General features: G+C 53.2%; 18 protein-coding genes. 8 read left to right on the plus strand and 10 right to left on the minus strand.

Going from position 1 to position 19418, the window contains the following annotated elements:
- Positions 1-30: 30 nt before the first annotated feature.
- Together ntcA and rph are read right to left on the minus strand one after the other, a co-directional pair.
- A complete protein-coding gene (gene ntcA / locus PMIT1303_RS12240; protein WP_041374935.1) occupies positions 31-765 on the minus strand; it encodes a global nitrogen regulator NtcA in 735 nt (244 codons plus the stop codon).
- A gap of 74 nt (positions 766-839) precedes the next feature.
- On the minus strand, positions 840-1574 hold the full coding sequence (gene rph / locus PMIT1303_RS12245; RefSeq protein ID WP_063398897.1) for a ribonuclease PH: 735 nt from the start codon (positions 1572-1574) through the stop codon (positions 840-842).
- Positions 1575-1715: 141 nt separating this feature from the next.
- Between rph and PMIT1303_RS12250 the strand changes: the two genes are divergently transcribed.
- The 4 genes from PMIT1303_RS12250 (at position 1716) to PMIT1303_RS12260 (ending at position 3598) form a co-directional block, all read left to right on the plus strand.
- Positions 1716-2330 carry a cob(I)yrinic acid a,c-diamide adenosyltransferase gene (locus tag PMIT1303_RS12250; protein WP_063399002.1) on the plus strand — a complete coding sequence of 205 codons (615 nt, stop codon included), beginning with the start codon at positions 1716-1718 and terminating at the stop codon, positions 2328-2330.
- Positions 2330-2923 (plus strand): dCTP deaminase, encoded by a 594-nt coding sequence (gene dcd, locus PMIT1303_RS12255; protein WP_011131195.1) that lies wholly within the window; start codon positions 2330-2332, stop codon positions 2921-2923. The genes PMIT1303_RS12250 and dcd overlap by 1 nt, the downstream gene beginning before the upstream one ends.
- Before the next feature lie 96 nt (positions 2924-3019).
- Positions 3020-3193, plus strand: a complete 174-nt coding sequence (locus tag PMIT1303_RS13615) for a hypothetical protein (RefSeq protein ID WP_156486177.1) — start codon at positions 3020-3022, stop codon at positions 3191-3193.
- 27 nt (positions 3194-3220) lie between these two features.
- Entirely contained in the window at positions 3221-3598 is a 378-nt protein-coding gene (locus PMIT1303_RS12260) for a hypothetical protein (protein ID WP_231901503.1), read from the plus strand.
- Positions 3599-4021: 423 nt separating this feature from the next.
- Here PMIT1303_RS12260 and PMIT1303_RS12265 read toward each other — a convergent pair whose 3' ends face one another.
- A complete protein-coding gene (locus PMIT1303_RS12265) occupies positions 4022-4594 on the minus strand; it encodes a hypothetical protein (protein ID WP_063398899.1) in 573 nt (190 codons plus the stop codon).
- Positions 4595-5370: 776 nt separating this feature from the next.
- Positions 5371-5937 (minus strand): thioredoxin family protein, encoded by a 567-nt coding sequence (locus PMIT1303_RS12270; protein ID WP_063398900.1) that lies wholly within the window; start codon positions 5935-5937, stop codon positions 5371-5373.
- A 116-nt stretch (positions 5938-6053) separates the two neighbouring features.
- Here PMIT1303_RS12270 and PMIT1303_RS12275 point away from each other — a divergent pair, with 116 nt between their 5' ends.
- Positions 6054-6548: a hypothetical protein gene (locus tag PMIT1303_RS12275; RefSeq protein ID WP_082824511.1), complete on the plus strand. Its 495-nt coding sequence runs from the start codon at positions 6054-6056 to the stop codon at positions 6546-6548.
- Here the strand turns inward: PMIT1303_RS12275 and PMIT1303_RS12280 are convergent.
- Complete coding sequence (locus PMIT1303_RS12280) at positions 6513-8546, minus strand: lytic transglycosylase domain-containing protein (protein ID WP_063399003.1); 2034 nt, start codon at positions 8544-8546, stop codon at positions 6513-6515. The genes PMIT1303_RS12275 and PMIT1303_RS12280 overlap by 36 nt on opposite strands.
- Positions 8547-8895: 349 nt before the next feature.
- Between PMIT1303_RS12280 and glmM the strand changes: the two genes are divergently transcribed.
- Positions 8896-10302, plus strand: coding sequence for a phosphoglucosamine mutase (gene glmM, locus PMIT1303_RS12285; protein WP_063398902.1), 1407 nt, complete (start codon positions 8896-8898; stop codon positions 10300-10302).
- On the opposite strand, the gene PMIT1303_RS12290 is transcribed toward glmM, so the two are convergent.
- From PMIT1303_RS12290 to PMIT1303_RS12305, 4 genes are read right to left on the minus strand one after another with little or no spacing between them, the layout of a single operon-like run.
- Positions 10283-11245 (minus strand): N-acetylglucosamine kinase, encoded by a 963-nt coding sequence (locus tag PMIT1303_RS12290; protein ID WP_063398903.1) that lies wholly within the window; start codon positions 11243-11245, stop codon positions 10283-10285. The two genes, glmM and PMIT1303_RS12290, sit on opposite strands and share 20 nt — an antisense overlap.
- Positions 11242-12561 carry an IctB family putative bicarbonate transporter gene (locus PMIT1303_RS12295; protein ID WP_063398904.1) on the minus strand — a complete coding sequence of 440 codons (1320 nt, stop codon included), beginning with the start codon at positions 12559-12561 and terminating at the stop codon, positions 11242-11244. Before PMIT1303_RS12295 ends, PMIT1303_RS12290 begins: the two co-directional genes overlap by 4 nt.
- The gene (trmB, locus tag PMIT1303_RS12300; RefSeq protein WP_063398905.1) at positions 12561-13271 is read right to left on the minus strand and encodes a tRNA (guanosine(46)-N7)-methyltransferase TrmB; all 711 of its coding nucleotides are present in this window, start codon (positions 13269-13271) and stop codon (positions 12561-12563) included. Before trmB ends, PMIT1303_RS12295 begins: the two co-directional genes overlap by 1 nt.
- 2 nt (positions 13272-13273) lie before the next feature.
- Positions 13274-14563: an FIST N-terminal domain-containing protein gene (locus PMIT1303_RS12305; protein ID WP_063398906.1), complete on the minus strand. Its 1290-nt coding sequence runs from the start codon at positions 14561-14563 to the stop codon at positions 13274-13276.
- Between the two features lie 70 nt (positions 14564-14633).
- On the opposite strand from PMIT1303_RS12305, the gene PMIT1303_RS12310 reads away from it, so the two are divergent.
- On the plus strand, positions 14634-15245 hold the full coding sequence (locus PMIT1303_RS12310) for a DUF3177 family protein (RefSeq protein WP_011827021.1): 612 nt from the start codon (positions 14634-14636) through the stop codon (positions 15243-15245).
- Positions 15246-15382: 137 nt separating this feature from the next.
- Entirely contained in the window at positions 15383-15604 is a 222-nt protein-coding gene (locus PMIT1303_RS12315; protein WP_063398907.1) for a hypothetical protein, read from the plus strand.
- Between the two features lie 247 nt (positions 15605-15851).
- Here the strand turns inward: PMIT1303_RS12315 and ileS are convergent, their stop codons facing one another.
- On the minus strand, positions 15852-18758 hold the full coding sequence (gene ileS, locus PMIT1303_RS12320) for an isoleucine--tRNA ligase (RefSeq protein ID WP_063399004.1): 2907 nt from the start codon (positions 18756-18758) through the stop codon (positions 15852-15854).
- Positions 18759-19418: the final 660 nt, after the last annotated feature.

Genomic DNA, 19418 nt, shown 5'->3' on the forward strand with positions numbered 1-19418 from the left:
CCGTTTCACCATCCTGGACTGGGACGGGGATCAGTTGAATTTTTTAGCAAGGGCAATCGGATCAAGAACGGTGATTTTCTTGCGATCGATTTGCACGAGACCTGAATTGCGCAGGTCTCCCAACAGGCGAGTAATGGTGACGCGAGTCGAGCCGATTGCTTCAGCGATGGACTGATGTGAGAGGCGTAGGTCAATGGTGATTCCTTGTTCCCCTGGAACCCCGAAATCCCGGCAGAGGACTAGTAGGAAACTCACAAGCCTTGATGACATGTCGCGGTGAGTGAGGGTCTCGATCATGGTCTCGGTTTGCAAGATCCGACTCGAGAGACCCTGCAGCAGAAGTAACCCCACGCTGGTGTCGTTTTCGATCGCCTGGCGAACTGAGGTGGCTGGCGCTGTGATCATTTCCACTCGGGTGAAGGCTACGGAGTGATAAAAACGGTCCGAGCGATGGCCTGTGAGCAGAGAGAGCACTCCAAATAGGCTGTTTTCACGCAGTAATGCCACGGTGATCTCTTCACCAGATTCATAGACCCGAGATAGCCGAACGGCGCCGCGTCGAATGAGATAAACCTTTTCGGCAGGATCGCCAGGAAAGAAGATGGTTTTGGAACGCTCCACCATTTCGTTGCTGGCGCCATCCAGTTCACGGATGACTTCCAGCAGGGTTTTCTGGGTTGGAGCAGGCGAGTTGGCCATGCTTCCGGACCCTTGAACATAGGGTTGCTGGGCGTAACGGCTGAAGCCGCGGATGACGCCGGTCATGGCTGCGCAGCAAACGGCAGAATTATGAAGTTAGGGAGTGGACCTCCACTACCATGTAGCAATGGTGACGGTTTTTAGTCTTCTTGCATTAACGCCGAACGTTGGAAGGCTTGTAGATGTTGTAGGCCGGGTTCTGCCAGATTCAGCAAGTCGTTGAGTTGATTCCTGCTGAATGGAGCCCCTTCAGCGGTGCCCTGCAGCTCCAATAGGTGCCCATTGGAGCCCATTACCACGTTTAGATCCACATCAGCCCTGGAGTCTTCGCTGTAGTCGAGGTCAAGGAGGGGATAACTATCGACTAAGCCAACGGATACTGCAGCAACTTGGTCGATGACGGGTTGATGCGTGAGCAGGCCTTGTTCCAGCAAGCGATCGCAACCTCGTTTTAAGGCGATCCAAGCGCCGGTGATGGCGGCTGTACGTGTGCCGGCATCAGCCTGAATGACGTCACAATCAATTCGCAGGGTGGTTTCCCCAAGAGCGGCCATGTCGATCACGGCGCGCAGGCTGCGGCCAATGAGGCGTTGAATTTCTTGAGTGCGTCCGGAAAGCTTGAGCAGTTCACGGTTCTGTCTTTGCGGTGTAGACCCAGGCAGAAGGCGGTACTCGGCGCTGAGCCAGCCTTTGCCTTGGCCTTTGCGCCAGCGGGGTACACCTTCTTCAACGCAAACACTGCAGAGCACTGCGGTGCGACCAGTGCGGATGATTAAGGAACTGAGGGCAAAGCCCATTGGATCCCATGTGATCTGAAGGGGCCGCATCACGTCAGTAGGGCGGCCGTCAGCACGTGGCTGGGGGGATGTGAGCATCGTGCTGTTGGTGGGTGAGATGACCTGAGCCTGGCAGAAATAGGTGCTTTTACACCATGGATAGTGTCAAGAGCCTTGTTAAGCAGCTTCCCACCGCTACATTTGATTTCTGCTGGTTTTGTCGGGGCGATTGAGACTTTTATGACTGCCAGCCTGAGCCCTAGCCATCGTTCCGTGGATCCGTGCATGACGGACCATCGCTTGCAGGAGAGTGATGGGAGTCGGTCTTTGGCAGCAGTTGCTGATAGGCGTCTGCTGCATCTGGTAGCTCCTGAAGGGCAGCTTCAGGTTTATACAGCCCCCTATCGAGGCAGTTTTTCTGTTGTCTTGAGTCAGGCGTTAAGAGCGGCTGGGCTGGGAAGTCGTGTGTTGGTGGCTCAGTTCCTCAAGGGAGGAGTAGATCAAGGCCCAGATGGGCGTGTGCGCCTATGTGGGCGACTTGAGTGGCTGCGCCCGGCGGTTCCTGGCTGTCTGTCTGAGCCTGCTTCAACGCTTGCCGTTGACTCCAGCGCACCTGAGGCCGTGGAGGCCATTTGGCAGGAATGTCGGGATCGCATCTTAGCGAGTGATTTTGATCAAATGGTGTTGGATGAGGTTGGTCTGGCGATTGCTCTTGGTTATCTCGATGAAGCTGATGTGTTAACAACTCTGGAGCAGCGCCCTGGGTCGATGGATGTCATCTTGACTGGCTCAGTCATGCCATCGATCCTGATGGCAATGGCTGATCAGGTCACTGAGTTGCGTCGTGGTTTCTAATGCTTAAAAACGACCGTTGGATCACCGAACAGGCCGCAGCAGGGATGCTTGAACCCTTTCAAGCCGGATTGATTCGACATCTTGATCCTGAGCAGCATCAACGGCCTGTACTGAGCTTTGGCTGTTCTTCCTTTGGTTATGACCTAAGGCTCTCTGCGAAGGAGTTTTTGATCTTTCGCCATGTACCAGGCACGGTGATGAATCCGAAGCGATTTAATCCTGCAAATCTCGAATCCACCCCTTTGCATCAGGACGAGGATGGCGAGTATTTCATCCTGCCGGCTCATTCTTATGGTCTCGGTGTGGCGCTGGAGAAGATGAAGGTGCCATCAAATATCACTGTAATTTGCTTAGGTAAGAGTACCTACGCTCGCCTTGGCATCATCGTTAATACAACTCCCGCCGAAGCCAGTTGGGAAGGGCATCTCACGCTTGAATTCAGCAATAGTTCTGGAGCTGATTGCCGTATCTATGCCAATGAAGGCATTTGTCAGCTTCTTTTCTTCGAGGGTGATCCCTGCGATACCACCTACAGCGATCGCCAGGGTAAATATCAACATCAGCCAGAACGCGTCACTCTCGCCAGGATTTGAACGAAAAAGATCTGTTGAATGCATGTCTGCTCTCAACAGATCTTTTTGATTTTGTAGACATTGATAGAGTGAGGCTACTGATCTCCTCCCCCACTTATGTCAGACAAGCAGCCAAAGTCAGCACCTCCTGAGGTGGAGGTGAATACCTCAGGTGATTATCTTGGTGGATGGGGACAGTTTGGCAACTCTTTTGTCTTTTGGGTGAGTGCTGTCGTTCTCGCCGCTTGTGTAGGAGTTTTGGTGTTCAGTATTAGCCTGCTTCAAGGTTAAAGATGAGATTTTTTGCAACTTAATTCCATGAGACGGACTTCTTTGCTATTCAGGTTTTCTGCTGGTTTTGAAATTCTTGGTGGGATTTTTGCTCTTGTTCTGCCTATTAAATTTTGTTCACTACTTTTTGGTTATACGCTATTCACTGAACAGGTAGGTATTGCAAGATTATTTGCATTGGCAATCATTGCTCTTGGCGGGGCGTGCTGGGAAGCATCAAGCCATGCGCCGATGCAAAATCCGAGAAGATCTCTTTGTTATTATAATATTGCTGTTGGCCTTTTGTTAACGTCTATTGGTGTGAGCCAAGATGTAATTGGTGTTCTTTTGTGGCCAGGAGTATTTATTCATCTTGCAATAGGGATTTTGCTTTTGCCTGGCCTTAGAAAGCTAGAGATTTCCTAGGTAAGGGAATTGATACTATTGATTTGGTTAAATGCCTAAATGGTTTATTTACAAATCAGTCCTAGATATAAGAAGAATTTGGCTAGACAAAGAAACTTGCGATTGTTTAGGAATTGGGAGATTTGGCCTAATCAGCTTTTAAAGCTAAGTTCAACAAGCTGCCTCAATAACACTGCTCTGACTCAGCAGAAGATGCTTGGCATGAAAGGATGGCTTTAGTATCGTATTGCCGAGACAACTCTACAATTATTTTTGGACAAAGGCGTATTGATATGGTTCTCTAAATGCAAAGGCATCAAGATATTTGCTGTTTGGCAAGTGATAACTATCTTCTAAGACTAATGAAAATACCTATGAGCATATACGAAGACGAAGCTGACTTTTCTATTGATGATTATTTCTCAGTCTGGCTAAGAATTGAGATTAAATTGAAGCATGAGAGCTGGAGCAACCATTGCAAATTAGGCCTGCTGAACTTGGATCATTTTGGAAAAGCCAGTCGCAAGGAAGTTGATCACCTTGATATGCAAATAAATATTCAGTATCAGGGAATGTGTTTGTATAACGATCCAAAAAGTTATCAAAATTATCCCAACTCCAATGGCCGAAAATCTCTTTTCCACCACAGGGATTTGATTTGGAGGGATCTAAACTTCCGCCAAGACAACAACTGTCATCTCTGGAAATTGCAAATGCAGGATCCCCTATCTCTGGGGAGCCAAACTTATCTTGTGAATCAAGGTTTGAAGCTGGACCTAAAATTGCATCATGGAATTCTTTGAAAGCCGCCTTTGGGTTGTCTACATTGGAGCTAAAAATGTTATTTGTCCTAGCATCTGGCTGCGAATAGTATTCATAAACGTTTAACAAAGGAGCTTCCCAGTTGTTCTTGATGCCAAAAGCATTCCAAACTGAAATTCTAGAATAATTTACATTTTTTCCGTCAAGTGCAGTCTTGAAATTATCAACAAAGTCCATTGCAGTGGCGGCCTTCATGGTCGGAGGGTCTTCTGCATCAACACCTATCAGAAGCGGTTTTGTGTTGTTGAGCTGTGAAATAATGGTTGCAATATTCTCTAAGTTTTTGTTTTAGTAAGGACTAAATTGCAATCCAACCGAAAGCCCAGAGCTCTCAGCTTTGGCCACAAATTCTTGAAGATAAGTCAATGCATCCGCCGGTACAGTGGCAGATCCGTCCAGCATTAGAGTAATCCCAACAGTATCAAATCTCCTGCTAGACGCTGTATCGACTAGCGCATCGATATAGTCAGGACATTTTTCAGCTGTAAATAAGTCTTTAGCAGGGTCATGGCAACCATCATGCCAGAGCACTCTCTCAGTTGTAATGAGATGTTAAACCTTTTCTGAATGATAGCGAGCGAAAGATTGCCATATCAATCTCAGGAATATGGTTTCATTGATTGACATTTTTTCTAATCACTTTGCTATATTGCAAGGGCAGGGCAATTGCTTTTGATTCCTTGAGTTGAATCATTCCTTGTAGGTTGTCTAAGAAGACAGCGGCAATCTAAGAAAGCACTTTAAAAACTTCACTGTAGTAAGATTTGTTTTAGGGTTTTGGCCCATAGGCTGTTTGTTTAGGCTGCTTGCGATATCTTGTTCGAGCCTTATGCGACTAGAGTCTTAGTTTGCAGAAGGTATTGATATTTTGCTTGATCTATTGAGTCGATATAGTTACATTAGTTGATGGCTCAAGAGTTCATGCAATGGCTCGTCATGTTATCGATATTTGCTGATTGACTGCTTTTAGATTAGCCATGGCTCATTGGCCCAATGGCCTCTAAATCGTTTTGCTTCTCTGTTCGTTCTTGTGATGCATTCAGGTTGCTGATAGCGCCTACACCGGCGAATTTGGGTAGTGGTTGGTTTTGAATCAGAGCGTCAGTTAATTGCTGTAGTTGTTCTTGAGTGCGTGCACCCAGTGAGAGACCCTGCAGTTTGCCTTTGTTATCGAAGAAGTTCAGCTGGGGAATGCCGTTGACGTCGTAGCGATCGACAAGGTCTTGCCAGCGGGGGTTGTCGACGTTCACCAGCACAACGTCGAGCTGGTTTTCCCTTTCACGTTCCGTTGTGAGCATGGCTGGGGCCATTTCACGACAGGCTTGACACCAATCAGCATAAAATTCGATCACGGTAGGTCGACCATTGGTGAGTGCGACATCTGGGTCGAGGGAGCGTCGTGCCAGTTGCTCGAGCGGTGCCTCAGCATTGAGGCCGCCCCGCAGCAGGAAAAGAACGACTGCTAATGCCAATGCTGTGAATAGCAGGATCAACCTTTGGCCTTGGCCGAGAGTGGAAGACGGGGAACTTCCGGTCATGATGGGCAAGATTCTCGATGCACTTTGGCAGGTCTGTTTTGTTGTTGTTGCTCGCTTCAATGGGCTAACTGTTCAGAAGTGAAGCGTCTTTTCACCATTCGTTGAGGCTGATGCTGATGCTGCGTCTCCTCGTTGTGCCCTTTCGTGCCCCGTCGTTGCTGTTGCTCTTTGGGGTGGCGGTCGTTATGGGCAACCATTGGTCGTTGCTTCAGGCTGAGCAGATAAACAGCCTCGGTATTGATGTTGAGCTCTTCTGGATTGTTGAGGTCCTTCAGGCTGTCGTGTTGGTCGTGATTTGCACGATGCCGGATCTGATCTTGCGTCAGGTCTCCTTGCTGATGGCTGCCAGTCGTGCAATCAGTTTGCTGGTGGTTTTGTTGTTGGTGATCACCGCTGGCCTGTACCTACTGCACCTGAGCCTGCTTGCGGATGTTCTCATCCTTGCTTCTGCGGTATTGCTTGCGCGCTTGGATCTCACTCGCATTCGTGTGGTTCCACCACCGGTTGTGATGGCGATTGCTCTGGGTTTGATTTTGCTTGGCGGGATATGGATTGGCCAGCAGATCTCTACACCTTTACATCCCCGTCTCGCAGAGCTTTTGGCTGGATAGGCCTAAATAGCTCCAGAGGTTGCCGAGAACCTTTTTTGTATACAGCCGTGTCTCTGGGTAAGGGATTCGTTCCACCCAGAGCTCAGGGTCCGCAGCCAGTTCTGGGGTTAGCCAGTCGGCTACTGCAGCTGGCCCTGCGTTGTAACTGCCCACTGTCAGCCATGGATTGCCTTGCCATTGCTTCAGCAGCATTGCTAGGTAACGGGCCCCAAGTTCGATATTGGTTTCAGGAGTGGCCAGCACTTGCTTGTTCAGAGGGCTATCGCTGAGTTCTGCCGCTGTTTCCGGCATCAGTTGCATCAGCCCTATTGCGCCTACTGGAGACTCCACGCCTGGCGAGAAGCGTGATTCTTGCTTTGCTATGGCCAGCAATAGTTCAGCTCGGACGTCACTGCGGTGACTCGCTTTTTTGATCTCAGGCCAAAAGCGATATGGATGTTGGCTGTGATGGAGCAGTTGGCGTGTGTGGCAGTCCTCTCCTACGAGTCGCAGGCTTGTTCGCCAGAGCCGACTTAGCCCCGTCCAGTCATCGCCGACGGCCATCCTGAGCCGCCCTTCCACCATCCTGGTGTTGGGATCATGTTGTGCGCGAGCGACTTCAACCCTCAGAGTCAGCCACGTTTCCCAGGCCTCCATTGCCAGACCAAGTCGCCAGAGTTCGTCTACAAGCTTTTCTCCACTGCCTAGTGGGGTCCAGAATGGGAGCTCAGGGTTTGAAATTGATACGGGTTGCCCTAGCAGTGCAGGAAGATCAGCTCGACCAAGGCGTGCCTGGGCGCGCCAGGTGTAGTAACCATTGGGCTGGGATCGCAGCAGCTTTTCCCAGATCTTGGTGGCCTCTCGATTGCGACCCTGCTTGGAGGCAGTGAATCCGATCCAGAACTGTTGCCTAGCGGCGAGGGGCTCCGGCAATTTTTGGGTTGGGATGCTTTCGAGAATCGATTGGGCCTTGTTCCATTCCTCTTTCAGCAGAGCGTCTCGGCTCAGATCCCATTGCAGTTGCCAGCTAGCAGGACTATCAGGCCAGCGTTGAAACACCTCGTCTGCTTGGATCCCATTTTCGAGGCGTACGCGGGCTGCCGCCACGCTGGGGGAACGATCAGCAAGGGCAGGCGGCAAGGACTCCAGCAGAGTTGCCTTCGGATGAAGAGGTTCACTGAGGAGGCTCACCGCTTCAAGGCTTTCAGCAGCCTCTGGATCGTTTTGAGCCAGCTTCAAGAGCAGAGATTCGCCCTGGAGTTGTTCTTCCTTATTGCCTCGTAGCAGTGTCTGGCCAATGGCTAGGGCTGTTGCAGGATCAGGGGGTTGTTCTTGTAGGCAGCTCAGGGCTGTTCTGCCGTCGCCTAGTTGTGCAAGACCAAGGGCTAGTTCTTGTCGCTCTTGGTTTGAATGTCCGTTCCTTGCCGGAGCGCTGCAGGCGCTGCGTAGGACTTCTGCGGCACCTGGCCAGAAGACCCCCCAACGCGTGAGGTGAATGGCTCTTTGATGGCGACTGTTGCTGGTATCCAGTTCAATTGCGCTGGCTAGTGCCGCTGGATGAGCAGGATGTTGCTCGAGGAGTTGCTGTCGCAGTTCAGGGTTATGGCGCCCGAGGCTGTAATACGCATCAGCCGCCGTCGTCGTGTTTGGAAAACGTTTCAGCAGGCTTTGCCAAAGATGATTGGCCTTTGATTTTTCCCCAAGACGCTCGGCTGTTTGGGCTTGCAGCTTGAGGGCAACGGCTGCTAAGGGGCTGTTCCCCCAGCCTTGGCCGGCCAACAGCCTCTGATGCCTAAGGGTTGATCCTTTTGTTTTGCTCACGAGTAGCAATGAGGCATCTCGGCGTTGCTGGGGATCGATTGACCAGCGATAGGCCTGCCAGAGCTCTGTTTGCGACATTCTTGGCGTAAGTCGCTTGAGCTGTGGTTTTAAAAGGGCTTGCCCAGCGAGGCTTGCCGCCAAGCTGAGTAGGGCTGTACCTCCGAGTAGAGGGAATCCGCGAAAGGGGCTCGCGATCACGCCAGAGCAGAAACTGTTGGCATTCTGTGGCGATGAAGTCCAGATGTGTGATGCAGTCTTCGCAAGGATTGATGCCGCTTGCTCAGGCTCAGCGCTCTGAGTGTGCACCCGTTGAGGAAGCGGCATGATTCATTGGGGGATTGCGCTGGCTTTGGCCAATGCAGTTGCGGCCTTGATGGATTGTGGCTTTGGTTATTTATGGCTTTGGTTGTGGTTTGAAGTGTGCCTGAGCTCGTCACTTTGCTCTGGGCCCCCATGCTTTTGGCGTTGAGACTGTCTTCGATCATGTCCCCTCTCGATTGAGTCTCAGCCGCATGCCCTTTAATCTTCAGTCCACTATTGAGACCTGATGGTCTTTGCTGCTCTTGACCCCTTAGGTGTTCCCCTCGGGACGGCCCAGGCCAGTTTCGGCACAGATGGCATTCGCGGTCGGGTCGGAACGTTGTTGACGCCTGCGTTTATTTTGCAGGTGGGCTACTGGTGTGGTCAGGTGTTGCCTGATCAAGGCCCGGTGTTGATCGGGATGGATTCCCGTAGCAGTGGGGCCATGGTGGCCTCGGCATTGACGGCTGGTTTAACCGCTGCAGGTCGGGAAGTGTGGACCTTGGGCCTATGTCCTACCCCCGCAGTGCCTGGATTAATTCGCAAGCTTGGCGCTGCAGGCGGTTTGATGGTTTCAGCAAGTCATAACCCACCTGAAGACAATGGCATCAAGGTGTTTGGGGCCGATGGTGCCAAACTCAGCCCAGCCAAGCAGGGTCTCATCGAAGCGGGGCTTCGCGGCGAGGCCATTGGTGACAAAGGTCGACCAACGATCACGAGTTGCGGCCCTGCTTATCAGCGCGACGAGCTGCTTAGCCACTATCGCGATGCCCTGCTTGCCTCAGTGCTGCATCAACGCCTGGATGGCGTGCCCATTGTGCTTGATCTCTGCTGGGGAGCGGCGACAGCCTGTGGTGCTGAGGTGTTTGCGGCCCTTGGGGCTGATCTCACTGTGTTGCATGGTGAACCGGATGGAAGGCGCATCAATGTCGGTTGTGGTTCTACCCAGCTCGAGCCGTTGCGTCGAGCTGTGATTGAGCGCGGCGCGATCATGGGCTTTGCCTTTGATGGGGATGCTGATCGGATGCTGGCTTTGGATGGACAGGGTCGCGTCGTCGATGGTGACCATGTGCTCTACCTCTGGGGATCAGACCTTCAGGATCAGCAGGCTTTACCTCAACAAAGGCTTGTGGCCACGGTGATGTCGAATCTCGGATTTGAGAGGGCTTGGCAGCAAAGAGGCGGGGTTCTTGAACGCACGCCGGTGGGTGATCAGCATGTCTATGCCGCCATGGTGGAGAGCAATGCGGCTTTAGGTGGTGAACAGTCTGGCCATATCCTTTCAGCAGCTCATGGGCTTTGTGGTGATGGTGTACTTACTGCTTTGCAGCTTGCCACCCTCTGTCATGGCAGGGGGCTGAGTCTTGCTGAGTGGTTGGATCAGAGTTTCCAGGCGTTCCCACAAAAGTTGGTCAATGTGCGCGTTCCTGATTTGGAACGACGTATGGGTTGGCAGCATTGTGAGCCTCTGCAGGAGGCGGTTTTGGCGGCAGAAGCAGCCATGGGTGAAGACGGCAGAGTCTTGGTAAGGGCGAGTGGAACGGAGCCGTTGTTAAGGGTGATGATTGAAGCGTCGGATTCTGCTGACGTGGAGTTCTGGACAGCACAGTTGGCCGACCTTGCCGAGCAACACCTCAATCGGGGTTGCGTTTGAGTTGGCGGAGTGCAAGCTGCAAAGCACCATCCAGGGCATCCCCCTGGCCTTTGATCCAGCTTGCAGTAGGCAGTCGCTTGGCAATGGCTTGCTCGATCAGCTGGCGAAAGGGTTGTAGATGTTCAAAGGCTCCGCCGTTGCCACAGATCTGGGGAGCCGATAGCTCAAGGCTTTGGGCAACTCCTGCGATCGCTTCGGCGATGCAGTGGGCTGATTGTTCAAGGATCGCAATGGCATCCTTATCGCCTACCTGGGCTTCTGCAACGACGAGTGGCGCGAGTTGAGCAAACCCGGCAGCACCGAAACTGGGCTGCACAACAAGGGCTTTGATAGCTGCTGCCGATGAGCAATTGAGAGCGCGCCAGAGTTTCTCGCGCAGAGGTCGATCGGGGATGCGGCCATCGGCCATGCGCAGGCTGAGCTGTAGCCCCTTTTGTCCGAGGTTTTGAGCTGAGCCACCCTCATCAAGTAGCCAACCCCAGCCGCCACAGCGTTGTTCTTTTCCTTGATCGTTTCGCCCGATGCAGATCATGCCGGTGCCACTGATCAGCACAATGCCTGCGTCTTGGGGGAAGGCCCCATGCAGGGCTGTGCGTTCATCCCCAGTTGCTAGGCATTGGTTTGATGGGATGTTTAGACAACGCGCGAGTAAGTGCTGCGCTTGCTCTTGCAGTGGGGTGTCATGTTCTATTCCGCTTGCTCCGACGGCCGCTGCAGAGATCAGAGCTTTTTCAGATCTCAATCCAGCATTGCCGACAGCTTTGCTGAAGCTGCTTCGCAGTGCTTTCTCAAAGCGTTCTTCACCGTCAGAGGCCTGCAGGTGAATGACGCCGCTGCCGAGGCCCTCTGTAATCGGCAACCACTGATTTTGATGCCAGCGGCTTAGGCGGCATCGGGTTTGGGTTTGGCCTGCATCAAATCCTGCCAGGAAAAGGCCGTTCACGCTGTCTGTTGGAGTTGCTTTTGTTCTGGCTGTGTTTGGGCCAGTGTGGCGAGGCAGAACCAGCCCACGAGTTGAACCTCAGGTCGAAAAAAAATGGTATCTGTGATGCCATGAACCGCAAGCCCAGCCATGGCGGCCAGGCTTGCCAGAGCGGGGAGGGCCAGCGGATTGTTTGAGTTGAGGCCAGCGAGGCCCTTGTGCATGCTAGTGATTACTAGAGCGAGACTTGCAATGAGGCCAGGTAGTCCGGTTTCGACAAGGATTTCCAGGGGAACAGAGTAGGCACTTAGGGCGTTGAATTTGGGCTGTTGAAAGAGCGGATAGATCCTGTTGAAGGCAGCGTTGCCAGGGCCAATACCAAGCCACGGGCGTGCCTGAATCATTTCAAGGCTCGATAGCCAAACGTTGATGCGGAAGTTGTTAGAGCTGTCACTTCGCCCTGCGATCAAGCTTGTGATTCGGGTGCGGATGGGCTCAATCTGGGTTGCGGCTATCACCAGCATGGCTGTGCCCAAAACAATCACGATTAGGGGCAGCAGACGACGCCAGAAGAGAGGCCAGTGGCTGGTACTGCGCAACAGCAGCAGCACCAAAATCACAGCTAGAGCGGAAAGCATGCCTAGCCATCCACCGCGGCTGAAGCTGAATAGGGTTGCTGTGATGCCAAGCCCTAGAGCGACCATCGCGTAAAGCTTTGCCCCCAAGCCTTGCCATCTCAGTAGGGCTACTAAGGCCAGCGGCAGGATGGGTATGAGGTAGCCGGCTAGCAGATTGGGATTACCAAGCGGACCATAAATTCGCACTGTCCCTGCCGCCACTGAATTGGGATCTGCCCAGTGGGCCATTTCCTCCGCGGGGGCATAGAGCTGCCTGATTGCGATCACAGAAGAGATCAGTTCCCCGATTAGGAGGGCAGCAACCAGGCGATCCCACCAGTCGCTCCTGGTGGCTAGTAGCTGTCGCATCAGTGCGTACACCCCCAGGTAGCTGATGAGTTTGATCAATCCTTTGGCAGCTGCCAATGGAACGGGTGAGAATCCTGTGGCGAGCAATGCAATAGCGAGAAACACAAGTAACCAGCTACTGATGCTTCCAATTCGGCCAGCTGGTGTCACGCAGCCCCAGATGATCCATAACGCTCCGGCCGCGAGGATTGTTAGTCCAAGCCCGGTTCGAGTCAGCATGGGCAGGGTTGCTAGGAGCATCATCAACAGCAACCCAGCAATCCACTGCAGGCGCATTTGCATCGCCTCAGAGGAGGGAATGCGTCCCTGCCAGCGCAGTAGAAGGGGCTGTGGGGCCGCAGTCTTAGGCATCAGCAGTCGCTATGTTCTTCTTCACTGGGATTATCGACCTGTTGCCATAAAGCTTCGAGGCTGGACAGCTCAGGAGCTTGTTGGTCGTTGCGTTGGTAGAGCCTGCGGTAAACCTGTAAGCCCTGATCGAGCACATAACGTTCTCGCTCCGTCGGCACGGGCATTGGGTTGGCCCTTTGCCAGGCTTGGGAATCATCTCTAGGACGCTCGAAACAGTTGCTTTGTTCAATCAGCATCACCATCGGCTCGATAACAGACAGCACATCACTCTGGATAAAGAGTTCACGGCCTGGTTGCAAAGCTGTTGCTAAGGCGATTAACAGGGAGGGTTGCAGCACCCTGCGCTTCTGATGACGACGTTTAAACCAGGGGTCTGGGAACTGGATGGACACCCATTGCAGCTGATCTCTAGGCAGGGCATCAAGCCATTCCTCAAGGCTCACATTGACGTTGCAGAACAAGAAGCGGAGGTTGTCGAGTTCGAGTTCTTGTCGATCCCTTTCCGCTGAAAGTACAAGCGGGTGCCGAATCTCAACACCCACATGATTCCACTCTGGTTGAAGTGGAGCCAGGCTTAACAGGAAGCCACCTCGAGCACAACCGATGTCGAGATGGAGAGGGCGGCTGGATTGCGCAAACATTTCTTCCGGGCTTGGCAGTGGCCTTGGAAGTTGGAAGAAACGGCTGAGGGGATTGACGTGCTGGCGCACACTTAGACCGATTTGGTTGGTTCCGAGGCAGAGGGGTCATGCCTAAGCAAACCCCAGCAGGCCGTGTAACCGTGAATGTGGGTAGCGCCAACGCCTCCGGCAGGGCCGATTTCACCGTTGCAGAACACTCCAGCGATAGGCAGTTCTGCCATCAGCTTGCGTGCGATGTGTACATCACCATTGGGAACGCCGTAGAGGCCATGTCCTCGCCCGAGGCAAGCCATTAATAGGCCGAAGAGAGGGGGGCTGGTATTGCGCTCTCTTGCGGCACCGAGCAGTTGCTCAGATTCCTGCCGTGAGGCCTCAGCTTCCCGCAGCTGAAATTGCACGTTCTGGCCAGCTCTTATTTGCTCGGCGACAGCAACGGCACCATTCTTGGGATCTACTCCGATCAGGTTCCTCACCAAAAAAGCTCCTTGAGGCTGAGGTGCTCCGGTACCTGCTAACACCAGATCGCGTCGTTCTATTCCTAAAAAAAGTGAATGCCGGACCATTTCTCGTTCTTCTTCTGAGAGATCATCTAGCACTCGTTGTAGGCAGGCCATCGGACTGTCCCGCTGGTTTTCGTGACTGAGCTCCAAAAGAATATTTTTTTGAACCTGTTCAATGGCGAACACAGGCCCAATCGGTTTGCAACCCTGTGCGACCACGACTTCCAGATTCCAGTCGCCGCCAAAGCTGCAGCCAACGGCGCCCATGACAACGCGGTCGTCAAAGAACAGGGAGCCATGAGGGGCATTATGAGGGCCTGCAATGCCACCGAGTTTGGTCGTGGTTGGGTAGGCGTAATCCAGGCCGCTAATGAGATCATTGATGGAGCGTGAGCTGGGATCCACAAGCAGCAACATGCTGCGGGCATTGAAAGGATCAGCGCCAACCCATTCTTGCCAGTGCTGAGCTGGTCCATCTAAGTCTGGTAATGACTGGGTTTCAAGGCAGAAGGGCTTGAGAATGGCTCCTGGCAGCTGCAGCATGGTGATGCTGAGAGCAGGTTCTTTTTCGAGTTCTGAGGCATTCCCTTTGGCTGTGGTGCCAATCACGCCTCCACCGGCACACCCCAACCAGTGGGTTGCTTTCAGTCGACGCTGCAATAAAGGCAGCAATCGCTGTAGATCGCTGGCGTAGTGGGTGGAGGCAAAGACGAGTGCTAGATCGGCAGAGCTGCCCCCCGCCAGGGCTGCCGCCACCTCGTTGACCGCAGCCTCAAGGGAAGGTTGGCTGGACAATGCCGTTCGGCAGCTGGCCTGGGATGAGCTGCGTCTGAACCAATTGAGCGGAGAGAAGGGCTCCATGAATTGGACCCTAACAACACTGACGGAACTCAGGCCAGCATTGATAATGACGCCTTCACGAACCTCCTAAGTGCCTGAACTCCCTTATCGCACTCTGGTCTGGCTGACCTACCGCCTTGCGGCAATGTTTGCACTGGGCCTGCCATTTGTTTTGTTGATCTGGGCTTCGGTGCGTCGGGAGGCTTCGATGGTGCGTTTACTGACTATCTATTGGAAGATTGCCAGTTTGCTAGCCATCAGCGTGCTGTTGCTGACCGATCAAAGGCCTATTGGTTATCTGACGACCTTTTTGGCCCCCTTGTTGATGGTGGCTTCAGTTTGGTTTTGGGTCGACCTTAATGAGGAGCTTGCCGATTTACCTCCCTGGCGGCCTCTGCCATTAACGGTGCGTATTTGGCGCTGGGCTCTGAGCGGATTCGGTCTAATGGCGGCAGCTATGGCGTCAACCAGTCTTGCTTGCATGAAGGACGTTGCAGGGGCTAATTGTCGCGTCTGGTTTGAGGCTCCGCAGGGGTTGCATCGGGTTGCGGAGCGACTGTTCGATTTCGTTTTCGGTGGACAGTGGACCGAAGCGGTCGCCGCATTTATTGGTTATGTGGCCTTGGTGGCTTATGTCGTGGGCTTGCTGCAGTGGCTTCTGGTGCGACTTCCCCGTCAGGGTCGGGTTGCTGGTGAATTCTGACCCTATTGCCTTTGATGCGATAGAGGATCTGTGAGCAAAATCACCTCAGGTCTTGCGGCGCGTCAACACAACACAGAGAACTTGCGGAGAAGCTATGTGCATCGAGGACAGGTTGTCCTCACAACCAAATCAGGACAATGACATTCGACAAAGCCGAGCTGATTACCGACAAGTCCTTTACTCTGATTGCTGCAATTTGTATTGCTGCGGTTATCTGTGGATCACCTTCCGCAGAGGCTAATACAAATTCGAATGCAGGCCTTTTAGAGCAGGCCAGCAAAGAAGAGGCATCTTTTCTATCTGGTTTGCCTGAAGTTGACCCTCTGTCATTGCCGGATTCTGCTACCGGAGCTTTTTGATGGAGGATTGATCATTGAATCCATTGCTCGATTGAATGATTTTTTGGCTCCCTTTCGATGCTTTGAGTTTTGCTTGTTCAAGCAGAATGTTCAATGACTGCCGTTCTGGATAAGTATGTGCTGCTGATGAGCTGATGTCATCATCGCATTGACTTGGATAAGCCTCTGGATATCGCTAATGAGGCAGAGGCTCAGTGCTGATGACATGGTTGTGATGGATGGGGGTGGATGTAGTTGAGACCCCTTTTTATTGATGTTCGAGCACGCCCACGCAGCGACCGCAAAGGGTGGGATGTGTCGTGTGCTGGCCGACATCAGTTTCGTAGTGCCAACAACGTTCGCATTTGCTACCGCGAGCTCTGGCAACCTCGATCGTCGCCAAGGCGTTGTCCTGACTTGCCAGTAGTTCTGCCCATGGTTCACCACCTACTTGTAAGTGAGACACCAGCAACCAGTCGCGCAATCCATCCACATCGGGATCTCCTTGTTGCCTGAGCCAGTCGAGTGCTTCCTGGAGGGCTTCGCTGTGTGCTTCCAATCGGACAGCTGCTTCAAGTGCTGCACCCAGCTCCCCTTGGCTTCGGCAGTCTTCTAGAACGCGGTTCACGGCGCTGCGCAGTTCACGTAGCTGGTGCATTGGCGCCATCATTGAGGGGTCTCGCCAGGTCTCTGGGACCGTGGGCCATCCCCTACGAAAGACAGAGTCTTCAGCTACGGAGTAGGGCAGGTTCTGCCAGATGTCTTCGGCCATATGACATAGCACCGGGGAAATGGCCCCAGCTAGACGCTCAATGATGAGAGCCATCACCGTTTGACAGCTGCGTCGGCGACGCTCGAATGGTGAGCTCACATAGAGCCGGTCCTTGGCAATATCGAGGTAGAAGTTCGATAGGTCTACCACGCAGTAGCTCTGGAGTAACTGGAAGAAGCGATAGAACTCGTAGCGATCAAAGGCCGTTGAAATCTCATCCATGACCTCAGCTGTGCGTTGCAGCATCCAGCGATCGAGTAGGGGTAGCTCTGGTACGGGAATAGCGTCGTGCTCGGGATCGAAGTCGTGCAGGTTTCCCAGCAGATAGCGGGACGTGTTACGCACCTTGCGATACACATCTGAGATCTGACGCAGAATGCTGGCTCCGATCGGAACATCGGCGGAGTAATCCACAGAGCTCACCCATAGGCGCAGAACGTCGGCGCCGTAGGGAGGTTCTTGTTTCTGGTTTTTGCCACCGTCGATAATCACCGCTGGATCGACGACATTCCCTAGCGATTTGCTCATTTTCCGGCCCTTCTCATCGAGGGCGAAGCCATGGGTGAGCACCTGCCGATAGGGAGCTTGGCTGTTGATGGCTACGGAGGTCAGCAAAGAAGACTGAAACCAGCCCCTGTGTTGGTCAGAGCCTTCTAGGTACAGCTCGGCAGGGTAGGCGAGGCCATCTTGTTGACTAGCAACAGCCGCCCAACTCGAGCCCGAGTCAAACCATACGTCCATCGTGTCGGTTCCTTTGCGCCATCGTTCAGCTTCTGCGGCATAGGCCGGTGGCAACAGCTCGACTTCGTTGCGTTCCCACCACACGTCGGCACCATGTTCTGTGATCAGGGCCTTGACATGAGCAAGGGTCTCGTCGTTCAACAGCACCTCATTGCCTTCTCGCTCGTAGAACACTGGAATCGGCACGCCCCAAGTGCGTTGCCTGGAAATACACCAGTCGCCCCGTTCTCGCACCATCGCTTCCATGCGATTGCGGCCCGAGGCTGGTAGCCACTCCACGCTGTTGATGGCTGTCAATGCTTCATTGCGGAAGCCTTCGACAGAGGCAAACCATTGCTCTGTGGCACGAAAAATGGTGGGTTTCTTTGTTCGCCAGTCATAGGGGTAGCGGTGGGCATAGGGTTCGTGCTTCAGCAGAGCACCTCTTTCCTTAAGTGCCGCAATGATGGTGGGGTTGGCGTCTTTGAGCACGTTGAGACCAGCGAATGGACCCGCCTCGCTTGTCATTGTTCCGCTTTCGTCTACTGGGCAGAGCATGCCCAGGTCGTTCTTTTGGCCTGTGTTGAAGTCGTCGACACCATGGCCTGGGGCCGTGTGCACAAGACCAGTTCCCGATTCGGTGGTGATGTATTCACCGCCGATCACGATCGGACTGTCTCGATCCAGTAGTGGGTGTTTGTAGATGAGACCTGCAAGAAGGGCTCCCTTGACCGAGGCGCGAGCTGTGAGTTCCAGCGCGAGGGTGTCGCGTAACGATGGCAACAACTCAGCGGCCACTAGTAGGAGTCGACCTTGGTTGTCAACTGCAAAGCAGTAGTCGAGTTTCTCGTTGACCGAAACCGCAAGGTTGGCGGGAAGAGTCCAGGGAGTGGTGGTCCAGATTGCAATTTGAAGGGCTTGGCCGAGTTCGAGGCCGTTATGCGGTAGCTCTAGGCCCTGATTGCTAAGAGATGTGCGCAAGCTCTCGGGCAGCTTCGCTGCTGGAAAAGCAGCGTAGACACTTGGGCTGGTGTGACCGTCTGGATATTCCAGCTCCGCTTCAGCAAGGGCTGTACGGGAGCTGGGACTCCAGTGCACCGGCTTGAGTCCCCGATAGATGTATCCCTTCTGAAACATCGTGCCGAACACTTGGATTTGGGCGGCTTCGTATTCCTTCTGGAGCGTTAGGTAGGGATGCTCCCAGTCGGCCCAGACGCCCCAGCGGCGGAAGCCTGCCATTTGGCTGTCCACTTGCTTGCGTGCAAAGGCTGCGGCTTTCTTGCGCAATTTCAGTGGTGTGAGTGCTTCGCGCTGCTCTTGATTGAGGTTCTGCAACACCTTCAGTTCGATCGGAAGGCCGTGGCAGTCCCAACCGGGCACGAAACGCACTTGACGGCCACGCAGGATTTGATGCTTGTTGATGATGTCTTTCAGCACCTTGTTGAGGGCATGGCCCATATGCAGGGCTCCATTGGCGTAGGGCGGCCCGTCATGAAGGGTGAAGTTTTGGCCCTGATTGTTCAGACCAAGCGCTAAATCAATGCCTTGTTGCTTCCAGAACTCTTGTAACTCTGGTTCTCGTTGGCTTGCATTGGCGCGCATGCCAAAGCTGGTTTGCAAGAGGTTGAGAGTGTCCTTGTAGGAGGTTCGTGCAACACCATCCGGGTGTTTTTCCTGGGTCACGGCGTCACTGCAGCAGGAGAGATTATCAATGGGAGGCTGTTTCGATTCAGTTTTTACCGCTGGTGTCTCTTGAATGTCTTCAGTGTCTGAAGTTGTTTCTGGCTCGCTATCTGTTGGGGCCTTGGCGGGGCCCGCCTGGAGGATGTCTTTGGGCTGTTTAGTTTGAGATGGCTGTTGAGTTTGAGATGGCTGTTGAGTTTGAGTTGGCTGTTGGTCAAAAGTTTGCTGTGGCGTTGAAGTCTGCTGCTGGCTTGCTTTCGGCTCTTGGCGTTCTTGAACCTTTGCTTCAGGGTGTGTTGAGTCTTTAGGGGAGTCAGTGCTGCCAACGTCAACAGCTTGTTTGCTCTCATCGGGTTGCTGATCTTCTGATCGTTGCTCAGCGGTCTGCTTGGGGGCTACCGATGTCTTGAGGCTGGTATTGGCTTGAGCCGTAGAACTTTCTTTAAGTTCAGAGTTGGTTTTTGCTTGATCGGCTGCTGCCGCCTCGGTTGACACCGCTGGGGGAATGTCGGCGGCTTGTTGATTTGCTGATGAAGGTTGGCTTGTAGATGGCTGTTGCTCAACAGCTGGTGCTGAGTTTTGGTCTGCGGTTGGTTCAGGACGCACCCATTTTTTCTTGCTTGCGTTTGCTTTTGGCCGCACCCGTTCGATCAACCCGTT

It is taken from the genome of Prochlorococcus sp. MIT 1303 (genome assembly GCF_001631965.1).
Lineage (GTDB): Bacteria > Cyanobacteriota > Cyanobacteriia > PCC-6307 > Cyanobiaceae > Prochlorococcus > Prochlorococcus marinus_D.